This is a genomic window from Metabacillus sp. KH_069 (genome assembly GCF_057838075.1).
Genome location: NZ_CM174460.1, coordinates 3,818,047 through 3,839,083, shown reverse-complemented (window position 1 = coordinate 3,839,083; position 21,037 = coordinate 3,818,047). Strand labels below are relative to the sequence as shown.

General features: G+C 41.8%; 18 protein-coding genes and 3 riboswitches. Of the genes, 14 read left to right on the top strand and 4 right to left on the bottom strand.

The genetic code is table 11. The annotated features are described in order from the left end of the window. Positions 1 to 7 precede the first annotated feature (7 nt). Positions 8 to 424, top strand: coding sequence for a CBS domain-containing protein (locus AC3ISE_RS19365; RefSeq protein ID WP_489222219.1), 417 nt, complete (start codon positions 8 to 10; stop codon positions 422 to 424). 36 nt (positions 425 to 460) lie between these two features. Here the strand turns inward: AC3ISE_RS19365 and AC3ISE_RS19360 are convergent, their stop codons facing one another. Continuing rightward, complete coding sequence (locus AC3ISE_RS19360) at positions 461 to 1,873, bottom strand: amino acid permease (RefSeq protein WP_489222218.1); 1,413 nt, start codon at positions 1,871 to 1,873, stop codon at positions 461 to 463. A 132-nt stretch (positions 1,874 to 2,005) separates the two neighbouring features. Then, a riboswitch (Lysine riboswitch) is annotated at positions 2,006 to 2,182 on the bottom strand. A gap of 224 nt (positions 2,183 to 2,406) precedes the next feature. Here AC3ISE_RS19360 and AC3ISE_RS19355 point away from each other — a divergent pair. Then, positions 2,407 to 2,583, top strand: a complete 177-nt coding sequence (locus AC3ISE_RS19355) for a twin-arginine translocase TatA/TatE family subunit (RefSeq protein WP_070874800.1) — start codon at positions 2,407 to 2,409, stop codon at positions 2,581 to 2,583. A gap of 160 nt (positions 2,584 to 2,743) precedes the next feature. Continuing rightward, positions 2,744 to 4,537, top strand: coding sequence for a M3 family oligoendopeptidase (locus AC3ISE_RS19350; RefSeq protein WP_489222217.1), 1,794 nt, complete (start codon positions 2,744 to 2,746; stop codon positions 4,535 to 4,537). A gap of 302 nt (positions 4,538 to 4,839) precedes the next feature. On the opposite strand, the gene AC3ISE_RS19345 is transcribed toward AC3ISE_RS19350, so the two are convergent. After that, entirely contained in the window at positions 4,840 to 5,574 is a 735-nt protein-coding gene (locus AC3ISE_RS19345; protein ID WP_489222216.1) for an alpha/beta fold hydrolase, read from the bottom strand. Positions 5,575 to 5,692: 118 nt separating this feature from the next. Then, a riboswitch (cyclic di-AMP (ydaO/yuaA leader) is annotated at positions 5,693 to 5,833 on the top strand. 163 nt (positions 5,834 to 5,996) lie between these two features. Here AC3ISE_RS19345 and AC3ISE_RS19340 point away from each other — a divergent pair. The 8 genes from AC3ISE_RS19340 to AC3ISE_RS19305 all read left to right on the top strand — a co-directional run bounded on the left by AC3ISE_RS19340 (position 5,997) and on the right by AC3ISE_RS19305 (position 15,170). Beyond that, a complete protein-coding gene (locus AC3ISE_RS19340) occupies positions 5,997 to 7,244 on the top strand; it encodes a dicarboxylate/amino acid:cation symporter (protein WP_489222215.1) in 1,248 nt (415 codons plus the stop codon). Positions 7,245 to 7,385: 141 nt separating this feature from the next. After that, positions 7,386 to 8,747 carry a sensor histidine kinase gene (locus tag AC3ISE_RS19335; protein ID WP_489222214.1) on the top strand — a complete coding sequence of 454 codons (1,362 nt, stop codon included), beginning with the start codon at positions 7,386 to 7,388 and terminating at the stop codon, positions 8,745 to 8,747. A 3-nt stretch (positions 8,748 to 8,750) separates the two neighbouring features. Beyond that, complete coding sequence (locus tag AC3ISE_RS19330; protein WP_489222213.1) at positions 8,751 to 9,431, top strand: response regulator transcription factor; 681 nt, start codon at positions 8,751 to 8,753, stop codon at positions 9,429 to 9,431. Positions 9,432 to 9,498: 67 nt separating this feature from the next. Then, positions 9,499 to 9,825 carry a metal-sensitive transcriptional regulator gene (locus AC3ISE_RS19325; RefSeq protein WP_154318614.1) on the top strand — a complete coding sequence of 109 codons (327 nt, stop codon included), beginning with the start codon at positions 9,499 to 9,501 and terminating at the stop codon, positions 9,823 to 9,825. 19 nt (positions 9,826 to 9,844) lie between these two features. Then, positions 9,845 to 10,051 carry a copper chaperone CopZ gene (copZ, locus tag AC3ISE_RS19320; RefSeq protein WP_133312522.1) on the top strand — a complete coding sequence of 69 codons (207 nt, stop codon included), beginning with the start codon at positions 9,845 to 9,847 and terminating at the stop codon, positions 10,049 to 10,051. Between the two features lie 222 nt (positions 10,052 to 10,273). Then, entirely contained in the window at positions 10,274 to 12,688 is a 2,415-nt protein-coding gene (locus AC3ISE_RS19315; protein ID WP_489222212.1) for a heavy metal translocating P-type ATPase, read from the top strand. A 247-nt stretch (positions 12,689 to 12,935) separates the two neighbouring features. Next, a riboswitch (cyclic di-AMP (ydaO/yuaA leader) is annotated at positions 12,936 to 13,079 on the top strand. A gap of 99 nt (positions 13,080 to 13,178) precedes the next feature. After that, complete coding sequence (locus tag AC3ISE_RS19310) at positions 13,179 to 13,835, top strand: potassium channel family protein (RefSeq protein ID WP_489222211.1); 657 nt, start codon at positions 13,179 to 13,181, stop codon at positions 13,833 to 13,835. 27 nt (positions 13,836 to 13,862) lie between these two features. Continuing rightward, positions 13,863 to 15,170, top strand: coding sequence for a TrkH family potassium uptake protein (locus tag AC3ISE_RS19305; protein WP_489224389.1), 1,308 nt, complete (start codon positions 13,863 to 13,865; stop codon positions 15,168 to 15,170). 31 nt (positions 15,171 to 15,201) lie between these two features. Here the strand turns inward: AC3ISE_RS19305 and AC3ISE_RS19300 are convergent, their stop codons facing one another. Continuing rightward, positions 15,202 to 15,927, bottom strand: coding sequence for a ZIP family metal transporter (locus AC3ISE_RS19300; protein ID WP_489222210.1), 726 nt, complete (start codon positions 15,925 to 15,927; stop codon positions 15,202 to 15,204). A 138-nt stretch (positions 15,928 to 16,065) separates the two neighbouring features. On the opposite strand from AC3ISE_RS19300, the gene AC3ISE_RS19295 reads away from it, so the two are divergent. Beyond that, a complete protein-coding gene (locus AC3ISE_RS19295) occupies positions 16,066 to 17,706 on the top strand; it encodes an acyl-CoA dehydrogenase family protein (RefSeq protein ID WP_489222209.1) in 1,641 nt (546 codons plus the stop codon). Positions 17,707 to 17,793: 87 nt separating this feature from the next. On the opposite strand, the gene AC3ISE_RS19290 is transcribed toward AC3ISE_RS19295, so the two are convergent. Beyond that, complete coding sequence (locus AC3ISE_RS19290; RefSeq protein ID WP_489222208.1) at positions 17,794 to 18,792, bottom strand: ABC transporter substrate-binding protein; 999 nt, start codon at positions 18,790 to 18,792, stop codon at positions 17,794 to 17,796. 177 nt (positions 18,793 to 18,969) lie between these two features. On the opposite strand from AC3ISE_RS19290, the gene AC3ISE_RS19285 reads away from it, so the two are divergent. Together AC3ISE_RS19285 and AC3ISE_RS19280 are read left to right on the top strand one after the other, a co-directional pair. Continuing rightward, complete coding sequence (locus AC3ISE_RS19285; RefSeq protein ID WP_489222207.1) at positions 18,970 to 19,971, top strand: FecCD family ABC transporter permease; 1,002 nt, start codon at positions 18,970 to 18,972, stop codon at positions 19,969 to 19,971. Then, positions 19,971 to 21,026 carry a FecCD family ABC transporter permease gene (locus tag AC3ISE_RS19280; RefSeq protein ID WP_489222206.1) on the top strand — a complete coding sequence of 352 codons (1,056 nt, stop codon included), beginning with the start codon at positions 19,971 to 19,973 and terminating at the stop codon, positions 21,024 to 21,026. Before AC3ISE_RS19285 ends, AC3ISE_RS19280 begins: the two co-directional genes overlap by 1 nt. The last annotated feature ends 11 nt before the right edge of the window (positions 21,027 to 21,037 follow it).

Here is a 21,037-nt window from a genome sequence, read left to right as displayed (position 1 = left end):
AGGAGAAATGAATATTGCTTTTTTCCTTATACCAAAAAAGGAAGTTGTTTATTTAAACACAAAAGCCACTATGAGGCAGGCGCTTGAACGAATGGAATATCACCGCTATTCAGCCGTTCCGCTGCTTGATGAAGAGGGGAAATATGTATCTACATTAACGGAAGGGGATTTATTATGGAAACTCAAAAACACACCTGATTTAAATTTTCATAATACCGAGAAGATCCGATTAACCGAGGTAGAATTTCATCGGAAAAATGAACCAATTCCTATTCATGCAGAAATGGAACAAATCATCAGCAGGGCGATGGAGCAAAATTTTGTGCCTGTTGTAGACGATCAAGGGATTTTTATAGGAATTATCAGGAGAAGAGAAATCATAGAATATTGTGCGAACCAGCTTTTTGCTGTGAGCAAAGAATAGAAAAAACGGCTGCACGTTAAGTGCAGCCGTTCATCATTAGATTGCAGCAGAATCTTGTTTTTTCATATATTTCGTCAAAAACGGATAAATCACGAAGCCTGCCAAGAAAAGGCCGACTCCCAGTACAAATGTTTTTAAATCAGCTGTACCGGTGACAATGACCCAAACAGAATAAATACAAGCAATGGATGCAATAATTCCGTCTCTTACTCGCGATCCTTGAATTAAATCATATGTTTCTCCTTTAGCGATCAGCTTCAAAAAGAAAATAGATGAAACAAGATATGGGAAAAGATAAGCAAGTGTAGCGGACGTTGTTAAGAATGTATAAGCTTCACTTATGGTTCCGGAAATCGTTGAGAAAATAAAGATTTGAGACATCAAATTCGTAATCAGCAAGGCATTTTTAGGACTGCCTTTTTTATTTGTTTTTGCAAAGAAAGCAGGGAAAATTCCTGTTTTTGCAGCCTGATACGGTACTTCAGCTGAAAGCAGGATCCATCCTATGGTTGAACCAAATAAAGACACGACTGCTAATAATGCCATTGCATTTGCACCGGCATCGCCAATAATGACAGAGAGTACATCTACAAACGGTTTGTCAGATGACTGAAGCTGATCGTGCGGCAGAACACCCATTGTGATAAGCGTGATAATCATATAGATGAACACAGCAATGATTAAGCCGGTAATGGTCGCTCTTTTCACATCACGCTGAGAAGAAGCGCGGCCTGACAAGATGACGGCAGATTCAATGCCTACAAATGCCCATAAGGTTGAAATGGCAGCGAATTGTACTTGATTGCCAAGGCCATAAGTTACACCGGGCTCTGCTTCCACAGGGAAATAAAATTCCCCAAATGATGCTGACTCAAGTGCAAATAAACCAGCGATGATGAAAAGCATAAAACCGATTACTTTAGAAGCAGTCGCAACAAAATTTAATTTTCCGGCACCATTCATGTTCGTTAATAAAATGGTATGAGTGCCCCAAAGCAAAATGGTACAAACAATAAATGTGACCGCTCTTCCTAACTGAATGTCCTGTGAACCTATTGAGAACAGAACAGATTCGTCAGACATTATAGGAAAGAATGAAGAAAGATAGCCGGCAAAGCTAGTGATGATTGCCACGTTGCTGATCCAGTTAGCGACCCAATATCCCCACACCATGCTGAATCCTGCAACGTTTCCCTTTTTCGGTGAATCAAATAACGCTTTTGCATAACTTTGCGGACCAGCTGTTAGGTCGGGTCTGCGAATCGATAAATTGCCGAATACCAGAGCAATCATTAATACTCCAAATCCGGTTACGAGCCAGGCGCTGGTTACTCCAAGCGGACTTGCTGTCTGGGCCAGCGTGCTTGGCAGCATGAATATGCCTGAGCCGACCATATTTCCTACTACAAAGGCTGTTAAAAGCCAAAATCCCCATTTCTTTTGTTTCAAAACTGAAACCTCCTATACATATCAATACTTATCGATATTGTGTGTAGTTTTTAATGAATGTGATCATTTTTCTGCAAACAAAATAGCGCATAGAATAAGTCCATGCGCTAAAAACACAAAAACTCACGATCATCTCCAGATAGCACTCCGCAAATTGACTCTGCGGCAGTCCAGTACCTATTCGATACTGTCCCAGCTTGAAACAAAGTGGCTGTTTCAAACTTCGGCGCCAAATCCTTTCACTTGCAGTCAACAGCTCCACTAGCCTCTTGCAACTTACTCTTAATTGGCGCAACCTCTACCTCACTGAGATGCCGTGAGGATTTTTATTCATTATTTTAATAGAGTAAATTTAGCAGGTTGATCAGAGGATGTCAACTAGATAAATTTTTTTACCAAAAGTTTCAAACCTATATTGAATTAACTGTCACCGAAACTTCACTTTGCAATCCGCCCGCGAATCTACTATAATTTACAAAGATAACGTTTTCTTTCTATTTTTATGAAAATATAACATGGAAGAAGGGCACATGATGAACTTGGGATTTGGCGAAATCATGTTAATTGTCTTCGTGGCACTCCTGCTTTTCGGACCGAAAAAGCTTCCGGAGCTCGGAAAAGCTGCCGGCAAAACACTAAGAGAGTTTAAAAACGCAACAAAAGGTCTGATGGATGACGAAGAAGGTAAGTCAGATAAATCAGTGAAATAAAGGATCGAACAGCCTCGGCGAAATGCCTGGCTGTTTTTTTTTGCGCTTTTAAGTTTTCTTTATTAAAAGTGTTAGAATTATACAAATATTTAGTAAAATGATATATAATAGACCTGAGAGTTTATTTAGTGTAACGAAATATATAGTGGGGGGTATGTCTATGAAAGCCGCTACATATGCAGAGACTTGGGATTTGGATGTTTTTTTCAAAGGAGGCAGCCAGTCTGAAAGCTTTAAGCATCATTTAAAAGAGCTTGAAAATGATGTTCCTTTGTTTAAAGAGCAGGCCGATCAGTTAAAGGTGCCAAGCTCAAAAGAGGACCATATTTACCTTGATGAAATTCTTGAAACGTTCCAGGGAATTGCGAAGAGAGTGAGACAGGCCGGTGCTTTTGTAGGCTGTCTGCAGGCTCAGGATACAACGGATAAACACGCTGCTGTGCTCAGAGGAAAAGTAACGAAGCTCAGCTCTCAGTTTCAAAATGCTCTTGCCAGTCTCGATCAGAAGCTTGTAAAAGTGGAGGATCAAGTATGGGAAGAACTTATAGAGACAGAAAGTCTTTCTGAGCTTGCTTATGTGCTGACTGAACGCAGAAACAAAGCAAAAAATAAATTACCGATGGAGCAGGAGACGCTTATCAATGCTCTGTCCGTAGACGGCTATCATGCATGGGGACAGTTCTATGACACCCTCGTGTCGACTGTGAAAATTCCTTTTATAGAAGATGGGGAAGTAAAAGAACTTTCTGTCGGCCAGGCTGCCAATAAGTTTTCCAGTGCAGACCGTGAAGTCCGCAAATCTGTGTTTGAAGAGTGGGAAAAGGCATGGGGAAGCAAGGCAGATTTATTTGCCCAGACGCTGAACCATCTTGCAGGTTTCAGATTGAATGTTTACGAGAAGCGTGGATGGGAAGACGTCCTTAGCGAGCCGCTTGAAATCAACAGAATGAAGCGCGAAACGCTTGATGTCATGTGGAAAGTTATTTCTGAAAATAAGCAGTCTCTAGTAAAATATTTAAAAAGAAAGGCAGAGCTTCTTGGTGTGGATAAACTCAGCTGGTATGACCTTGATGCGCCGGTTGGCGGGAAAGAGACAAAGGTCACCTATCAGGAGGGAGCAGAATTTATTCTCGATCAGTTCAGCAATTTTGGCGAGGAGCTGACAACATTCACGAAAAAAGCGTTTGAAGACCGCTGGATTGAAGCTGAGGATCGAACTGGAAAGGCGCCGGGCGGATTCTGCACAAGCTTCCCAGAAAGCGACCAGTCCCGCATTTTTATGACATTCTCAGGAACGCCTTCGAATATTGCGACACTGGCCCATGAACTTGGCCATGCTTTCCATCAGCATGCAATGGCAGGCGTTCATCCGCTTAACCGCAGCTATGCCATGAACGTGGCGGAAACGGCATCAACATTTGCAGAGATGATTGTCGCAGATGCTTCTGTGAAAAAAGCAAAAACGGAAGAAGAACGCCTGGCCCTGCTTGAAGACAAAGTGCAGCGCAGTGTTGCCCTTCTGATGAACATTCACGGGCGTTTCATTTTCGAAACAGCGTTTTATGAGGAGCGTAAGAAAGGAATGGTCAGCGCTGAACGTATCAGCGAGCTGATGGAGGCGGCGCAAAAAGAAGCGTACTGTGATGCATTAGGAGAATATCACCCGCATTTCTGGGCATCCAAACTCCATTTTCATATTACAGGAGTGCCTTTCTACAACTTCCCGTATACATTTGGCTACTTATTCTCGCTTGGAATCTATGCAAAAGCGCTTGAAGAGGGGACTGCGTTTGAGGAAAAATACATTGCTCTCCTTAAAGATACGGGTTCCATTCAGGTGGAAGATCTCGCGATGAAGCATTTGGGAGTGGATCTGACAAAAGAAGATTTCTGGCAAAAAGCAGTCGCTCTAACTGTAGAAGATGCAGAGGAGTTCCTTGAGGCGACTAAGTAAAACAAGGTTATTGTGTGATGCTGCATTTTCAGCTTTTAGCTGAGGTGCAGCTTTTTTGTTAAATGGCATAAAAAGGGGTGCAAATGGGGTTTTGCAGTGCGAACTCCTTAAAGTTTGAGGCAAGTCGTTCAGCAAATTCTTTGAATCTAAAACACGTCAATTATGCTGCTAATTGGCGTGTTTTATGATGTGTTATTTATGATGTTGTTTTAATGTTTTGCACCTTGAACCGACCCCGTCAGACGAGCCGCTGTTTCTTTTTATCTGATTCGAACATAAATAAGCCTGGAAACTCTATTTTTTTACTGATTCATCATAATCCACCGGTCAATCTCATTAACCACAAGATCCTGCTGGATAAAGACATTAATGTCCGCTTTTTTATCGCCTTTTTGTTCCCCGTAGATTCCGAACTGTGCATGGTTTCCGTCTTTAATCCGGTAAAAGAATGTATCCTCTGAAAGCAGATGCTTTTTCTCCTGTATATCTGCAAGAGTTGTCAGGGCGTCTTTTTCGGCATAAATCGTCAGAATCGGAAAGTCCGTCCCGGAAAAGTCACTGGAATCAGCAGGATAGGCTGCCAGCAGAAAGAGTCCTTTGAGTGTATCCTGGTGGTTATAGGCATAAATAGAAGCTGACGCGCCTCCAAGTGAATGGCCTCCGATATACCACTTCTTAATGTCACCGTGCTCATTAATGACTTTGTCGGCTTTGTTGATTCCTGCAATGGCCAGGTTGAAAGGCATTTTTGATATAGCAACTGTATATCCTCTCTGTGCAAGCTGCTCAGCAAGATAGGCGTAGGCTTCAGGCTCTACTTTCGCCCCTGGATAAAAAATAATGCCTGTTTCGGTCTTCTGATTCACCGGTTCAAAAAGCAGGTACCCATTCACGTTGTTTTTCTTTTGGATATTTGTCGAATTGTAAAGGTTTTCTGTTGGTTTATATGTCTGCTGGGACCATATATAAAACCCTGCAAATGATAGAATTAAGACCGCTAATGCTATCAGGGAAAAATTTTTTATCCATCTTTTCATTGCTTAAAACTCCTTAAAATATAACGTTTTCTGCTAAATTTTATGTTTAAATCCAACAAAAGGCAAATTTTGATGTTTGCCAAAACAGGATCTTTTATTTAGAATAGTAGTATAACTTAATAAATATACGCTTAATCCTTAACGGGAACGGGGGAACCGAACTGTGCTCATGCACTGGGGTGAATCCTTAAAGTACTAGGTAGGACAACTCTTCGTCCGAATCCGACAGCTAACCTCGTATGCACTGGAGAGACTCATCTGTGGAAAAGTCATAATTATTCAAATTGACGAATACTAACCGCGAGAATTCTCTCGCGGTTTTTTGTATTTTTCAAAAAACTCTCACATTTATGTTTCTCCATCCCGCTTTTTTGGGAATAAAGCATTATCTTTCTATTATTCTTATTTTACGGAGGTTTTATATGAAACTAGCAACGAAAATCATCATTGGTCTCATTCTGGGTGCCATCGTAGGTCTGATCCTTAATATCACGGCTCCGGATTTATTTAAACAGTTAGACACGTTCCTGTTTACTCCGCTTGGAAAAATCTTTTTAAACTTAATTAATATGCTTGTAGTGCCAATTGTTTTCTTCTCTATTACTCTGGGAGTTGCAGGGTTGGGCGACCCAAAGAAATTGGGGAGAATTGGAGTGAAAACTGTTTCCTACTTTTTAGTAACGACAGCTGTAGCTATCGTAATCGGATTAATTCTTGCCTTGACAATTCAGCCTGGAAACGTAGGCGAATTCGATACAAAGTCTGCTGAATATGAAGCAAAAGAAGCTCCATCCGTTGCTGATACATTCTTAAATATGATTCCTACGAATCCTATTAAAGCATTCGCTGACGGAAATATGCTTCAAATCATCATTTTCTCAATCTTTGTAGGACTTGGAATTACGTTCCTCGGCAAGAAAGCGAGTACGCTATATAAAGTCGTTGAACAAGGAAACGATTTAATGATGTACCTTGTAAACGTCGTAATGAAATTTGCTCCATTCGGTACGTTTGGTCTTATCGCAACTGCTGTCGGCAGCCAGGGATTAGACGCTCTTAAAGCAATGGGACTCTACATGGGTGTCGTCCTGCTGGCTCTAGTGATTCATGCAATCGTCACTTACGGATCATCCATTCTTTTCCTGGCAAAACAAAGTCCAATTTGGTTCTTTAAGAATTTCGCTCCTGCAATGGCAGTAGCTTTCAGTACTTCAAGCAGTAATGCAACCCTTCCTGTATCTATGGAAACGGCGCAGAAGCGTCTGAAAGTGCCAGAGCCGATTTCAAGCTTCGTTCAGCCTCTTGGCGCAACGATTAATATGGATGGAACGGCTATTATGCAGGGTGTAGCAACAATCTTTATTGCTCAAGTTTATAATATTGATTTATCTATTACGCAATTGCTTACTGTCGTTCTTACAGCTGTTCTTGCATCGATTGGTACCGCTGGTGTACCGGGGGTTGGACTGATCATGCTAGCGATGGTCTTAAACTCTGTAGGTCTTCCAGTAGCGGGTATTGCCTTAATCATCGGTATCGACCGTTTGCTTGATATGGCCCGTACAGCAGTCAACATCACTGGTGATGCAGCTTGTGCAGTCATTGTAGCAGAAACAGAAAAGAAACACGGCGATTACAAAATTCCTGATATGGAAGAGAAATTATCTTAATAATCAAAGCGGCCTGACATAGGCCGCTTTTTTTGAAGCATTTTTTCTAATTCTGCACCAAAAATGCACAAGTATTTGGTACTGTTAAACTTATCATGCTGAAGGACCGAGACAGGTACTGGTCCTTTCAAGGAGTCATATATGAACAAACTGGCCATAAAGATAGGACTATTATTTTTTACAATCATTCTTATAGTAGAAACATGCCTTTTTTTATTCTTATACCGAAGCCTGGTCAATACACGGGTAAATGAGGAGGTGGCCGCCCTCCAGACAAGGGGCAACAGCCACCGCGATGTCCTGAACAAGCATAATGATGAAACGACAATGGAGCATGTGATTTTAATGGAATCCGAAGCAGATACAGATGTTGTCCTTACAAATGAAAACGGAGAAATTCTTCATTCTTCTAAAGAGATTCATCCATTCATGCAGAAGACAGTCAATGCCCGTGGTGAGGAAGAAATGGACGCTCTTTCCAACTGGCAAAACAATCCTTTCATCTGGTCTGTCAGTCCAATAGAAAAGAATGGTGAAACAACCGGGTTCGTCTATATGTTTAAGGGAACAGAATCTCTTCAATCAATGATTGCGAGATTGAATGATCATTTCATATTTATCGGAACCGTATCTGTTATTTTAACCATCATTGCCGTTGTGTTTTTATCAAAAATCGTGACAAAACCGCTGCTCTCCATGAAACGTGCGACTGAACGTCTGAGCGAGGGGGACTTTACAGTTAAGCTTCATATGCAGAGAAACGATGAGCTTGGGGAGCTTGGACAGTCCATTCAAAAACTTGCTGATGATTTATCTCATTTAAAAAAGGAGAGAAATGAATTTTTAGCAAGTATTGCTCATGAATTGCGTACCCCCCTCACGTATATTAAAGGGTATGCAGATGTTGCACAGAGGCCTGAATTGTCAAGTGCTGATCAGGCAAAATATTTAGATATTATAAGGGAACAGACAGAGCATTTATCAAAGCTTGTGAGTGAGCTGTTTGAACTCGCTAAGCTTGATCATCATTCTTTTCAGATTGAAAAAAAGAAACTGGATCTCGTCTTATTTATAAAAAAAACGATTGAAAAGATGAATCCCATCTTAATGAATGAAAATAGGAAAGTGAATTTTCTTTTACCGGATTATTCTGTTCAGCATTTAATAGATCCGGCAAGATTTGAACAAGTACTTCTCAATATTATGGACAATGCCATCCATTATTCTGAAAAAGAGACCTCCATTACAGTCAAGCTGCTTGACCATGAAGGAAAGATTGAAATCGTTATTTCGGATCAAGGAATTGGAATTCCCGAGGAAGATCTCCCGTATGTATTTGACAGACTGTACCGCGTGGATAAATCAAGATCACGCCACAGCGGGGGAACAGGTCTGGGTCTTGCCATCGTAAAGGAAATAGTGGAGGCTCAGGGCGGCACCGTTCGGGCGAAAAGTACGCTTGGTTCAGGAACGTCCATATACATTTGCTTTAGAAAGGATTAAACGATGAAAAAGATTTTGCTTGTAGATGATGAAAAACTGATGCTGGATCTGCTTGCGCTGTACCTTGCTCCAGCGGGGTATTCGTGCATAAAATCTTTATCAGGAAAAAACGCAGTAGACCATGTTTTAAATGAAGAGCCGGCACTTATTATTCTTGATTTGATGATGCCTGAAATGAATGGTTTTGAAGTGTGTAAAGAAATCAGAAGCTTTTCAGATGTTCCAATCATCATGGTGACGGCAAGAGATCAGCAAGAAGACATTGTAAAAGGACTGCAGACAGGTGCCGATGATTATATTACGAAGCCTTTTAATGAAATGGAATTATTGGCAAGAATAGAAGCGATATTAAGAAGAACTAGAAACAATCATGCTGTGGAATACAAGGGACTTAAATGGAATGAACGAAGTCAGGAGGCAAGCTATAAAGGTGAGCCTATCTTATTTACGCCTAAAGAATTTCAGCTGGCGGGCATCTTTTTAAAGAACAGAAACAGAGTGTTTAATCGAGAACATTTGATTCATTCCATTTGGGGGTATGATGCAGATACGGAGGATCGTACGGTTGATTCCCACGTCCGTCATCTTAGAGAGAAGCTGAGAAAAACCGGGTTTCCAATAGATGATCACCTTCAAACCGTTTGGGGCACGGGATATAAATGGAAGGATGAAAAAAATAAATAAATCTGAATTTTATCTCTTTACATAGGGTAGGGGGGTATGGTAAAGTATAAACAAGGAGGTGCATGGCATGGTTGAAAATATGAATGAACCAGAAAGCTGTCATGTTCCAGGATCGGATCGAAAAAGCCATCATTCAGACGCGGTTAAGAAAAATCTTGTCACGCGATTAAACAGAATTGAAGGTCAGATCCGCGGAGTAAAAGGATTAATTGATAAAGATACTTACTGCGATGATGTACTGACACAAATATCAGCCATACAATCTGCTTTGAACTCCGTCAGCAAGCTGCTTTTAGAAGGCCACATGAAAAGCTGTCTAGTTGAACGCATTCAAGAAGGCGATCTAGAGGTTATTGATGAAGTTTTAGTTACGGTTAAACGATTAATGAAATAATAATAGAGGAGTGTTTTAGATGGAAAATGTTACTTTAAACGTTCAGGGAATGTCTTGCAATCATTGTGTGAAAGCAATTGAAGGCAGTGTTGGCGAACTTAATGGGGTCAAATCGGTCAAGGTAGATTTAAACGAAGGAACAGTTGATGTAGATTACAACCCGAACGAAGTGAATGTAGCTGTCATTAAAGAAGCAATTGATGACCAGGGCTACGAGGTAGAATAATTAGAAAAGCAGAATCGCCCGTTTAGCGCAGGCATGACAGAAAAGGATCTAACAGAAAAGGCGCTTTATGCCAATACTTGCGGACCCGTTCTGGCCGAGGAGCTGGACATTGAAGCGCCAAATTTTATACTTTCTATAATCAAAAAAAAGAAACGTGCTGATCATCGGCACGCTTTCTTTTCAATAAAATATACCCCTATGCGGTATATGGAGGGATTCGAAATGAGCAATCTAAAGGAGACCCAATTTCAGATTACTGGCATGACTTGTGCAGCCTGCTCAAACAGAATTGAAAAAGGCTTAAACAAAATGGATGGTATAGAGAAAGCAAACGTAAACCTTGCACTCGAAAAAGCCACTGTAACGTTTGATAAAGAGAAGACGGAGCCTGAAATGATCCGTCAAAAGATAGAAAATTTAGGCTATGGGGTGGTATCTGAAAAAGCCGAATTTACTATTACCGGGATGACATGCGCGGCTTGTTCAGCAAGAATTGAAAAAGGACTCAGCAAGCTTGATGGGGTCTTGGAAGCGACAATCAATCTCGCACTTGAGACAGGATCCGTAGAATACAATCCATCTATTGTTGCGCCGCAGGATATGATCAAGCGCGTTGAAAAGCTCGGATATGGAGCAAGCTTAAAAAAAGAAAATGAAACGGATTCCGCCCATACAAAAGCTAAAGAGATCCAAAAACAGCAAAGGAAATTTATCGTGTCTGCCATTCTTTCGATTCCGCTCCTTTGGTCAATGGTTGGCCACTTTTCCTTTACTTCTTGGATGTATGTGCCTGAGCTTTTCATGAATCCATGGTTCCAGCTGCTATTAGCCACTCCTGTTCAATTTGTTATTGGCGGACAGTTTTATGTCGGTGCATACAAAGCGCTAAAAAATAAAAGCGCGAATATGGATGTACTCGTAGCTTTAGGAACGTCCGCTGCTTATTTTTACAGTCTTTACCTAACAATTGAGTCGGTCCGGCATAATGGGCATATGCCAGAGCTTTATTTTGAAACGAGTTCGGTGCTGATTACACTTATTCTGCTCGGGAAGTTATTTGAAGTGAGAGCGAAGGGCAGATCATCTGAAGCCATTAAAAAATTAATGGGGCTGCAGGCCAAGACAGCAAGAATAGAAAGAGATGGAATGGAAATTGAAGTTCCTCTTGAAGAAGTTGCTGCGGGTGATATCGTGTTTGTCAGACCTGGTGAAAAGGTTCCCGTTGATGGAGAGATTTATGAAGGCAGATCCGCTCTTGATGAGTCCATGCTGACAGGTGAAAGTATACCGGTAGATAAGACAGCTGGAGATCAGGTTTTTGGAGCTACAATTAATAAAAATGGTTTTTTGAAAATAAAAGCTACAAAGGTTGGGCGTGATTCAGCTTTAGCCCAAATCATTAAGGTTGTAGAACAGGCGCAAACATCAAAGGCTCCGATTCAAAGAATGGCCGATCAGATTTCAGGCATTTTTGTCCCGATCGTAGTCGGAATTGCAGCTGTGACTTTTCTTATTTGGATGCTTTGGATCGACCCCGGCAATTTCGCAGGTGCATTGGAAAAAACGATTGCCGTACTCGTTATTGCTTGTCCCTGTGCACTTGGTCTTGCAACACCGACATCCATTATGGCAGGGTCAGGCCGCGCAGCTGAAGCCGGTATTTTGTTTAAAGGCGGCGAGCATTTAGAAACGGCTCATCTAGTCGATACCATCATTTTAGACAAAACAGGTACAGTTACAAAAGGCACACCAGAGTTAACGGATGTTCATCTTGTAGGAGAAATAGAAGAGGAGAACTTCTTAAAGACTGTGGCTTCTGCTGAAAAGCAATCAGAGCACCCTCTTGCTCAGGCGATTGTAAATGGGGTGACAGGAAGAGGGATAGAACTTAGTGATGCGGCTGACTTTGAAGCGATTCCGGGATATGGAATCAGAGCAAAGGTTGCCAATCAGCAGGTTCTTGTGGGAACGAAGAAGCTGATGGATAAGTACAGAATAAGTGCTGAAGCTGTATTGGAAAAAATGCAGCATTTGGAGTCAGAAGGTAAAACAGCGATGCTTGCCGCCATTGATGGCGAACTGATGGGTCTTGTTGCCGTAGCAGATACGATCAAAGAAACGTCAAAATCAGCTGTTGAAAGATTGAAGCATCTTGGCCTCCACGTTGTCATGATGACTGGTGATAATGAAAGAACTGCTCATGCCATCGCAAAAGCAGCCGGCATTGAACATGTCATAGCAGAAGTTCTTCCAGAGGGTAAAGCTGAAGAGGTACTTAAGCTTCAGCGTCAGGGTAAACGGGTAGCAATGGTTGGCGACGGCATTAACGATGCACCGGCCCTTGCTGCAGCCGATATCGGGATGGCTATTGGCACAGGTACCGACATTGCCATGGAAGCTGCAGATATTACCCTTATGAGAGGCGATTTAAACAGTATTGCAGATGCCATTTATATGAGCAAATTGACGATCCGCAACATTAAGCAGAATCTGTTCTGGGCTTTTGGATATAACACGCTGGGCATTCCTATAGCAGCAGCCGGGCTTCTTGCACCGTGGCTTGCAGGTGCTGCTATGGCATTCAGCTCCGTATCCGTGGTACTGAATGCTCTGAGACTGCAGCGGGCTAAACTGTAAATTTCGGCACCGAGTCCTAAGAGGCTTGGTGTTTTTGTGATTGATTAAATTTGATCCTTGATTTAAACGGACAAGTTTGAAAGTTTGACTGATAGGACGTTGTAAAATAAACAGATACGCTGAGCAAATAAGACTTGAAAGCGCTTAAACGGATGTATTTGGTCATTTATAGCAAAATCCTGCAATAATTGGCTCTTTACTGTCCAATTCAACAGGAGTAAGATACTTTCATAAATACATTTCATATATTCTTAATTCGCTTAATCCATTATGGAGCGGGGGACCCAATTTTGCTGGCATTTTTGCAGCTTGGGGTGAATCCTTTACTGGTAGGGCTACTCTCATTGCCCGAACCCGACAGCTAACTTCGCAAGCGTTCTTGAGAGAGGATAATGAAACTAATGTGACCCTAAAAAATGAGACACAGCGGTTCATGGAACCTCTGTGTCTTTTTGTGTGCAAAAATTGGTATCGAAAGAAGGAAATCCTGTTGAAAAAGCAATTTGCTGTATTTGGTCTTGGCCGTTTTGGAGGAAGTCTAGTAAAGGAATTTCATGAAATGGGCATTGAAGTTTTAGCCGTTGATAAAGACGAAGAGAAGGTTCAATACTACTCTCAATATGCGACTCTTGCTGTAAAAGCGAATGCAATTGATGAAGCGACCCTGAAACAGCTTGGCGTCCGCAATGTAGATCACGCCTTCGTTTCTTTTGGAGACGATATAGAAGCAAGCATTCTTACCTCTCTTCTGCTGAAAGAAATGGAGATTCCGCAAGTTTGGGCAAAAGCTCAAAATGACTATCATCAGAAGGTTTTAGACAAAATAGGAGTAAACAAAGTCATTCATCCTGAACGGGACATGGCAAAGCGGATTGCGCACCATATCATTTCAGAAAAAATGATTGATTATATTGAGCTTTCAAAGGAATTCAGCATGGTAGAGCTCATTGCTTCAGCAAAAATTCACCGAAAAACGTTGATCGACCTGGATATTAGGGGAAGATATGGCTGTAACATAGTCGGCATACAGCGGGAAGAAGAGGTCATTGTATCACCTCCTGCTGATGAATCAATCAAATCCGGTGACATTCTGCTTGTCATCGGACGGAACAAAGACATCATTCGTTTTGAGGAGGAGGGGATGTAGGTGATAAACACAAATAAACTGCAAAAAATGCTTCGCTTCAATCCTTCTCAGCTGCTTGTAATCGCATTTGCAGCGGGTATCATTCTTGGAGCGGTTTTATTAAAGCTGCCAATCGCGACACATGGTTCCATCAGATGGCTTGATGCTTTATTTATTTCAGCTTCGGCCATGACCGTAACAGGTCTCGCTACTGTGGATCCAGGAAGCACATTCACGACCTTTGGGCAGACTATTATTGCTGTTCTCATTCAGCTTGGCGGACTTGGAATCATGTCGTTTGCCATTCTGACATATATGGTTCTGGGAAAGAAAATCGGGATCAAAGAACGGCTTGTCATGCAGCATGCCCTCAATCAGACCTCGCTTGGCGGAGTTGTGAATCTTGTTAAATACTTATTTCTTTTTTCTATCATGATTGAATTTATCGCCATGATTTTTTTATCTTTTAGATGGGTTCCGGAATTTGGCTGGTCGAAAGGGTTATTTTACAGCTTCTTCCACTCTATTTCTGCTTTTAACAATGCCGGGTTTGCTCTATGGCCAGATAACATTATCCGTTATGTGAATGATCCATTAGTGAATATTGTGATATCGTCTCTATTTATTATCGGAGGCATTGGATTTACAGTTCTACTTGATATATGGAAAAAAAGAAAGTTCAGCAAATTTTCTCTGCATACTAGAATCATGTTAGTCGGAACCCTTGTCATCAATGTTTTTGCCATGTTGTTCATCTTTTTCGTTGAATACTCAAATCCAGAAACTCTTGGCAATCTTTCATCTGGCGGGAAATTGCTTGCCTCCTATTTTCAGGCGGTTTCCCCAAGAACAGCCGGTTTTAACACATTGGATATGGCAAGCCTTGATGAGGCCACACTTTTTCTCATGATTATTCTAATGTTTATTGGCGGGGGAAGTGCTTCAACAGCAGGAGGAATCAAGCTTACTACTGCGATTATTATCGTGCTTGCAACGATTACATTTTTGAGAGGGAAAGAAGACATTACAATTGGAAGAAGAAGCATTCATTCACGCTATATCTTAAAAGCGCTGGCAATCGCAATGGTCAGTTTAATGTTTGTCTTAACAGCGATCTTTATCTTAACTATTTCTGAAAAAGCGTCTTTCATAGAAATCCTTTTTGAAACTGTTTCAGCCTTTGGGACTGTTGGGTTGTCGATGGGGATTACAGGCAGCCTTTCGGATCTTGGGAAAGAAGTCATCATCGTGATTATGTTCATTGGAAAAGTAGGGCCGCTTACTCTTTTATTTACACTGACTAAACCACAGAAACAAAAAATTAAATATCCTAATGAAGACATCTTAACTGGATGAGAAAAAGGCTTCGCAGGTGCGAAGCCTTTTATTATAGATTTGAGAGAATTAACGAAGCAAGAACGCCTAAAGAAGCAATCAATCCTACGATCGGCCCGCCTTCTTCGAATGCTTCCGGCATCATCGTCGAAGCTACCATTGCAATGATGCCTCCAGCTGCAAAGGCACCTATGAATGCTATCACTGCAATGTCTGCATTTTGAAGCAGAGAGAAGCCCAGAAATGAACTCAGCGAAGAAAGAAGTAGAACGATCAGCCACATGCTGAGAATTCTTTTCTTGGAATATCCGTCTTTTCTCAAACCGACAGAGCTTGATAGCCCTTCAGGGAAATTACTGATGAAAACGGCTGTCACCATTAAGAAGCTGACAGTATTCTCCTGAAGCAGGCTGACACCGATGATAACGGACTCCGGTATAGCATCAATGACAGTTCCAATGAAAATGGATACTCCTGAGTGGTTTTCAGGATTTTGCTTTGAACGTTTTCTGTCGCTTCCGCCCTTTTTATTTATAAGCAATTCACTGATTGTAAATGTTAATGAACCGAAAATGAATCCGCCCGATGCTGCCAGCAGTCCACCTTCATCTACAGATTCTCTAAGCAGTTCAAAGGAAGCTGCCCCAATCAGGACACCCGTTCCAAACGACATAATAAATCCTAAAAATTTGCGTGGTATCTCTTTGTAGATGCCAAGCAAAGCTCCCAGCAGTATAGAGGAACCAGCAAAAGCTCCCCAGAGTGCGGCCTGCAGCATTAGACTGATTCCCTCCTCACGGAATATCTAATGTTAGCTTACCAAATATCTTACAGAGAATGCAAAAAGCGTATATGAAATGAAGAGAATATTCTGTAAAATAAATTGTAAGCGATTACATAAAGAGGGGTGCTGAATATGCAGGATGCTAATTTGCTGTTTAATCTAAAAAAATTTATGGATGACGAACTTTATGAATATACGGTTCAAAGGCTGGCAGAATTTCAAAAGCTTTGTTTTGAAGAATTTGATCAGCGCGCTGCGCATACGGACAGAGAGGGACAGCCGAAGCTTATCCGCTATGATAAGTTCGGAAATGATGTTTCGGAAGTGTGGCTGAACGAAGGATACAAAAAAACGATTGCGGACACCTATGAAACAGGGATTGTCGGCTATTTACATAAGAACATTCCTGAATTGAACAGAAAGGCAAACTATCACTACTCGTATGCTTTAGGCTATCTTCTGTCACAGGTTGAATCCGGCTTTTATTGCCCAGTGACGCTTACGATGGCAACTGCCTATTTAATAGACGAATATGCAGATGAGGGATTAAAAGCCAGATTTTTGCCGCATGTCATCTCAACAGGTGACGTTGAACTTTATGAAGGAGCTACTTTTTTAACAGAAAGACAGGGCGGTTCTGATGTAGGAGCAAATGAAACGAAGGCTGTGAGAAATGGATCAGGCTACAGGCTTTATGGCGAAAAATATTTTGCAAGCAATGCAGGTGCATGCAAGGTAGCGGCAGTGCTTGCGAGAATAGAGGGAGCGCCGGCTGGAACAAAAGGATTATCTCTTTTCTTGGTTCCATGGAAAAAGGAGGATGGAACTTCAAATCAATTCCATATCAGGCGTCTGAAGGATAAACTGGGGGTAAGGGCCGTTCCTTCGGCAGAAGTTGAATTAAACGGAGCGGAAGCCTACTTGATTGGAAATCCTTCCAGAGGGTTTTACTATATGATGGAGGCCCTTAATCTTTCAAGAATCTGCAATGCCATCGCTTCAGCGGGAATTATGAGAAGAGCTTACATCGAAGCAAAAGGCTACGCCGATCAAAGGAAAGCTTTTGGGAAAAAACTGACGGAATCTCCGATGATTCAGGAAACACTGTGTAAAATGGCTGTGCGGCAGGAAATTCAGACAAGCGCATGTTTTGAATTGATAGAGCTGTTTGAAAAGGTGATGAGAGAAAAGGCTTCTACAGACGAAGAAAAAGCGCTAACCCGTCTTTTCATCGCGCTATTAAAAGCAAAGACGGCAGAAGAGGCAATTGAATTTTCGCACGAGGCCATTGAAATGCACGGCGGAAATGGATACATTGAAGATTTTGTAACGCCAAGACTTTTGCGAGATTCTCAAGTCCTTACCGTATGGGAGGGTACAGCTAATATACTTGGTTTAGAAGTATTGCGTCTCATCAAAAAACATGATGTTCATTTATCTTTTCTCGGATGGATGAGAAAGAACTCTTGCGGAAGCTCAGCTGTTAATAACGGTATAAGGGAACTTGAAGATTTGCTCTCTTTTTTGGAAAAACAAAAAGAAGAGGGATGGAATGTTCATGCGAAAAAATTATCCGCGTTAATGTGCGATCTGCTGCTTAGTGCCATTGCGCTTAAAGATGCCCAATCAGGAGATCAGCGGAAACAGGCAATAGCAGATGTATGGCTAGATGATTGCTGGAACAAATCCTATAAGGATGAAAAAATGCTGGCCATTAAATACTATGATTTAATTGTTGAATCTATGGGATCTGCAATGAATGCTTATATATAGAAGAAAACGAAAAAGTCTTCCGGCTGGAAGACTTTTTTCGTTTAAAAGGGTGAACACAATCTATTAAAATTTGTGTGGGAGACTGATTTATTTCTCGAGAACGAGTTTCTCGATATCATCAAGCATCAAGTTAGCTGCTTTAACTCCTCCAGCTGTATTCCAGATCGCATCATCAACTTGATAAGCTTTGCCTGATTTTACAGCATTAAGGTTTTGCCAAAGCGGATCTTTTGTCCATTCTTCAGCTGTTTTTTCAGCATCTGCTTTTGATTCAGCAGGGGCATACGTAAAGTAGAATAAGATGTCTCCGTCCATTTCAGGAATTAATTCCTTCGTTACTTCACGTGCGAACAAATCATCTGGCTTATCCGAGAATACTTTTTCAAGGTTAGCAGGGCGGCTGAAGCCAAGCTGCTCTAAAATAACACCAGAGAAAGAATCTTTATAATAGATGCGTGTCGATCCAGCTAAGAAACGGACAACAGAAACATCCTGGTTTAGTTTATCTCCAGCTTTTTCTTTGATTTCATTAATGCGTGCATCATAGTCTGCAATGACTTTTTTGCCTTCTTCTTCGCGGTTTAATGCTTTTGCATAGAACTCGAAGTTATCTTTCCACTGCCCTTTAAGCGTTTCAGAGAAGACAGTTGGTGCAATTTTGCTTAATTTTTCATACTGATCTTCCTGACGGAGTTTGTTTCCGATGATTAAATCAGGCTTTAATGCAGCAATTGCTTCTACATTTAGTGCGCTCTCATCTCCTACAACCTCAACATCTGTCATTTCATCAGAGATGTGAGCATACCAAGGATCGCCTAACCATGATTTAACAGCTCCAACAGGCTTAACGCCTAAAGCTAAAAGAGCTTCTGTACCTTCATTTGTTAAAATAACAACCTTTTCAGGTTTTTTCTTAATTTCTGTTGTGCCCATTGCATGCTCAACAGTGTATGCTTCGCTTTCTTTATCTTTGCTGCCATTGTCAGCAGCGTCTTCTTTCTCGCCGTTTCCGCATGCTGCAAGAACTACTGCAGATAAAACGATTGCAATAAGTGCCAGCCATGCTTTTTGATATGTAGCTTGCATTTAATGTTACCCCCATATATTCTTTTGATAATGATTTTCATTTACAATTAAATATTAATTTTTCTGATTTCAAATGTCAACATTTAATTGAAAATGATTTTCAAAGTCAATTGAATTTGTTACAATAGTTTTAGAAAATTATGAAGAAGTGATGGTTTCACATCAAGAGGTATAGATATGTTATTACAGACTAATTTGGTGAAGACAGCTGGACTTCTCACTGGTTTTATTTTGCTTTTACTTAGTATTTGCGCAAGTGTCGTGCTTGGCTATACACAAACCTCGTGGGGTACAGCCATTCATGCTTTTACTAACTTTAATGGATCGAATGAACATTTAATTATTCAAACAGTCAGGCTTCCAAGAGCAGCAGTGGCTGTTGTGGTCGGAGCGAGTCTTGCTGTTGCAGGAGCGCTCATGCAGGCTCTTACGAAAAATCCGCTCGCATCTCCTGGTGTATTCGGAATCAATGCCGGAGCGGGATTCTTTGTTGTGATTGCTGTCTCCATATTTGGCGTGAGCTCTCTGCAGGCTTTCACTTGGATTTCCTTTTTAGGAGCGGCAGTTGCGGCCTTCACTGTTTATTTTGCAGGGTCTTTCGGGAGAGAAGGATTGACCCCGATGAAGCTTACGCTGGCAGGAGCGGCGATGGCTGCTTTGTTCTCCTCGCTGACTCAAGGGTTTCTGGTGAGCAACGAGGCGGCTTTGGATCAAGTCCTATTTTGGCTTGCCGGCTCAGTTCAGGGAAGGAAGCTTGAGCTTCTTTACAGTGTGCTTCCTTATATAGGCACCGCATTTGTTATTTGCATCTTCCTTGCATCAAAAATTAACCTGCTGATGATGGGAGAAGATGTTGCAAAAGGGCTCGGACAGAAGACTGGAACTGTTAAATTAATCACGGCTGCTGTGATTATCCTGCTTGCAGGAGGAGCAGTTGCGATTGCAGGGCCTGTTGGATTTGTAGGGATTGTCATTCCGCATATTGCACGTTTCTTTGTCGGGAATGACCATCGCTGGATTCTTCCTTATTGTGCGGTACTCGGCGGAGTGCTGTTGGTGACGGCTGACATTGGAGCCAGATTTGTAGCGATGCCTGAAGAGGTGCCGGTAGGAGTGATGACGGCTCTTGTCGGAACACCATTTTTCATCTATATCGCACGCAGGGGGTTCCAGAAATAATGAAAAGCTATCAATCATTTAGAATAGGAAAAGGATTTATTTCTTTCCTTATCGATAAAAAGGCCTTAACGGTCTTCAGTGTTTTGCTTCTGGTGACTGCGTTTACATTTCTTTTCAGTACAGGTATGGGTGACATGAGAATCGGACCGATTCAAGTGCTTAAAACACTGGCTGGATACGGGACAGAGATGGATGAGCTTGTCATTCAATCCTTCCGCTTGCCGAGGATTCTGATTGCTTTAATGGTCGGAATATCGCTTGCTGTTGCTGGGGGGATTCTTCAGGGGATCATCCGCAATCCGCTTGCATCTCCGGATATCATTGGGATTACAGGTGGAGCTTCCGTTGCTGTTGTGATGTTTTTAGCCATTTTCAGTGATAAAAATAACTCATTGACTGTTCCTATTCAGTGGATGCCGGTTGCTGCATTCATAGGTGCGACAGTCATTGCCTTATTGGTTTATATTTTGTCTTGGAGAGGCGGCTCCTCTTCAATAAGACTCGTTTTGGTCGGAATCGGACTTTCCATGCTTGCTCAATCCCTTACCACGTTACTGATGATAAAAGGACCGATCTACCGTGCGGCACAGGCAAATATCTGGATTACAGGAACGGTCTATTCCGCAACCTGGGATCAAGTGAAGATTATGGTGTCTGTTACAATTGTATTGGTCATCATCAGCTTTATTTTTGTAAGAAACGTGAACATTCAGGAATTAGGGGATGAGCTTGCAGCTGGTGTGGGAAGTGCCGTTCAGCGCAACCGATTTATTTTGCTGCTCATTGCCACTGCATTAACTGGAAGTGCTGTTGCATTTGCCGGCGGAATCGGCTTTGTAGGTCTTATTGCCCCGCATATCGCAAGAAGACTCGTAGGGTCATCTTTTGGTGCTTTGCTTCCTGTATCGGCATTGCTCGGAGCGGTGCTCGTTATGGTTGCAGATTTGATTGGAAGAACCCTTTTTGCTCCGCTGGAAATTCCTGCAGGGGTTTTCACTGCTGCGATTGGAGCACCTTATTTCATCTACCTGCTTTATAGAAGCAGAAACAACTAGGCTGTTTCCAA

Excerpts from the sequence above, each read along its gene's own strand:
- AC3ISE_RS19305 (WP_489224389.1), top strand. The coding sequence starts at position 13,863 with ATGCTTCGCTTCAATCCTTCTCAGCTGCTTGTAATCGCATTTGCAGCG.
- AC3ISE_RS19280 (WP_489222206.1), top strand. The coding sequence starts at position 19,971 with ATGAAAAGCTATCAATCATTTAGAATAGGAAAAGGATTTATTTCTTTC.
- AC3ISE_RS19365 (WP_489222219.1), top strand. The coding sequence starts at position 8 with ATGAATATTGCTTTTTTCCTTATACCAAAAAAGGAAGTTGTTTATTTA.
- AC3ISE_RS19300 (WP_489222210.1), bottom strand. The coding sequence starts at position 15,927 with ATGCTGCAGGCCGCACTCTGGGGAGCTTTTGCTGGTTCCTCTATACTG.
- AC3ISE_RS19285 (WP_489222207.1), top strand. The coding sequence starts at position 18,970 with ATGTTATTACAGACTAATTTGGTGAAGACAGCTGGACTTCTCACTGGT.
- AC3ISE_RS19330 (WP_489222213.1), top strand. The coding sequence starts at position 8,751 with ATGAAAAAGATTTTGCTTGTAGATGATGAAAAACTGATGCTGGATCTG.
- AC3ISE_RS19350 (WP_489222217.1), top strand. The coding sequence starts at position 2,744 with ATGAAAGCCGCTACATATGCAGAGACTTGGGATTTGGATGTTTTTTTC.
- AC3ISE_RS19340 (WP_489222215.1), top strand. The coding sequence starts at position 5,997 with ATGAAACTAGCAACGAAAATCATCATTGGTCTCATTCTGGGTGCCATC.
- AC3ISE_RS19315 (WP_489222212.1), top strand. The coding sequence starts at position 10,274 with ATGAGCAATCTAAAGGAGACCCAATTTCAGATTACTGGCATGACTTGT.
- AC3ISE_RS19290 (WP_489222208.1), bottom strand. The coding sequence starts at position 18,792 with ATGCAAGCTACATATCAAAAAGCATGGCTGGCACTTATTGCAATCGTT.
- AC3ISE_RS19335 (WP_489222214.1), top strand. The coding sequence starts at position 7,386 with ATGAACAAACTGGCCATAAAGATAGGACTATTATTTTTTACAATCATT.
- AC3ISE_RS19355 (WP_070874800.1), top strand. The coding sequence starts at position 2,407 with ATGAACTTGGGATTTGGCGAAATCATGTTAATTGTCTTCGTGGCACTC.
- copZ (WP_133312522.1), top strand. The coding sequence starts at position 9,845 with ATGGAAAATGTTACTTTAAACGTTCAGGGAATGTCTTGCAATCATTGT.
- AC3ISE_RS19325 (WP_154318614.1), top strand. The coding sequence starts at position 9,499 with ATGGTTGAAAATATGAATGAACCAGAAAGCTGTCATGTTCCAGGATCG.
- AC3ISE_RS19345 (WP_489222216.1), bottom strand. The coding sequence starts at position 5,574 with ATGAAAAGATGGATAAAAAATTTTTCCCTGATAGCATTAGCGGTCTTA.
- AC3ISE_RS19295 (WP_489222209.1), top strand. The coding sequence starts at position 16,066 with ATGCAGGATGCTAATTTGCTGTTTAATCTAAAAAAATTTATGGATGAC.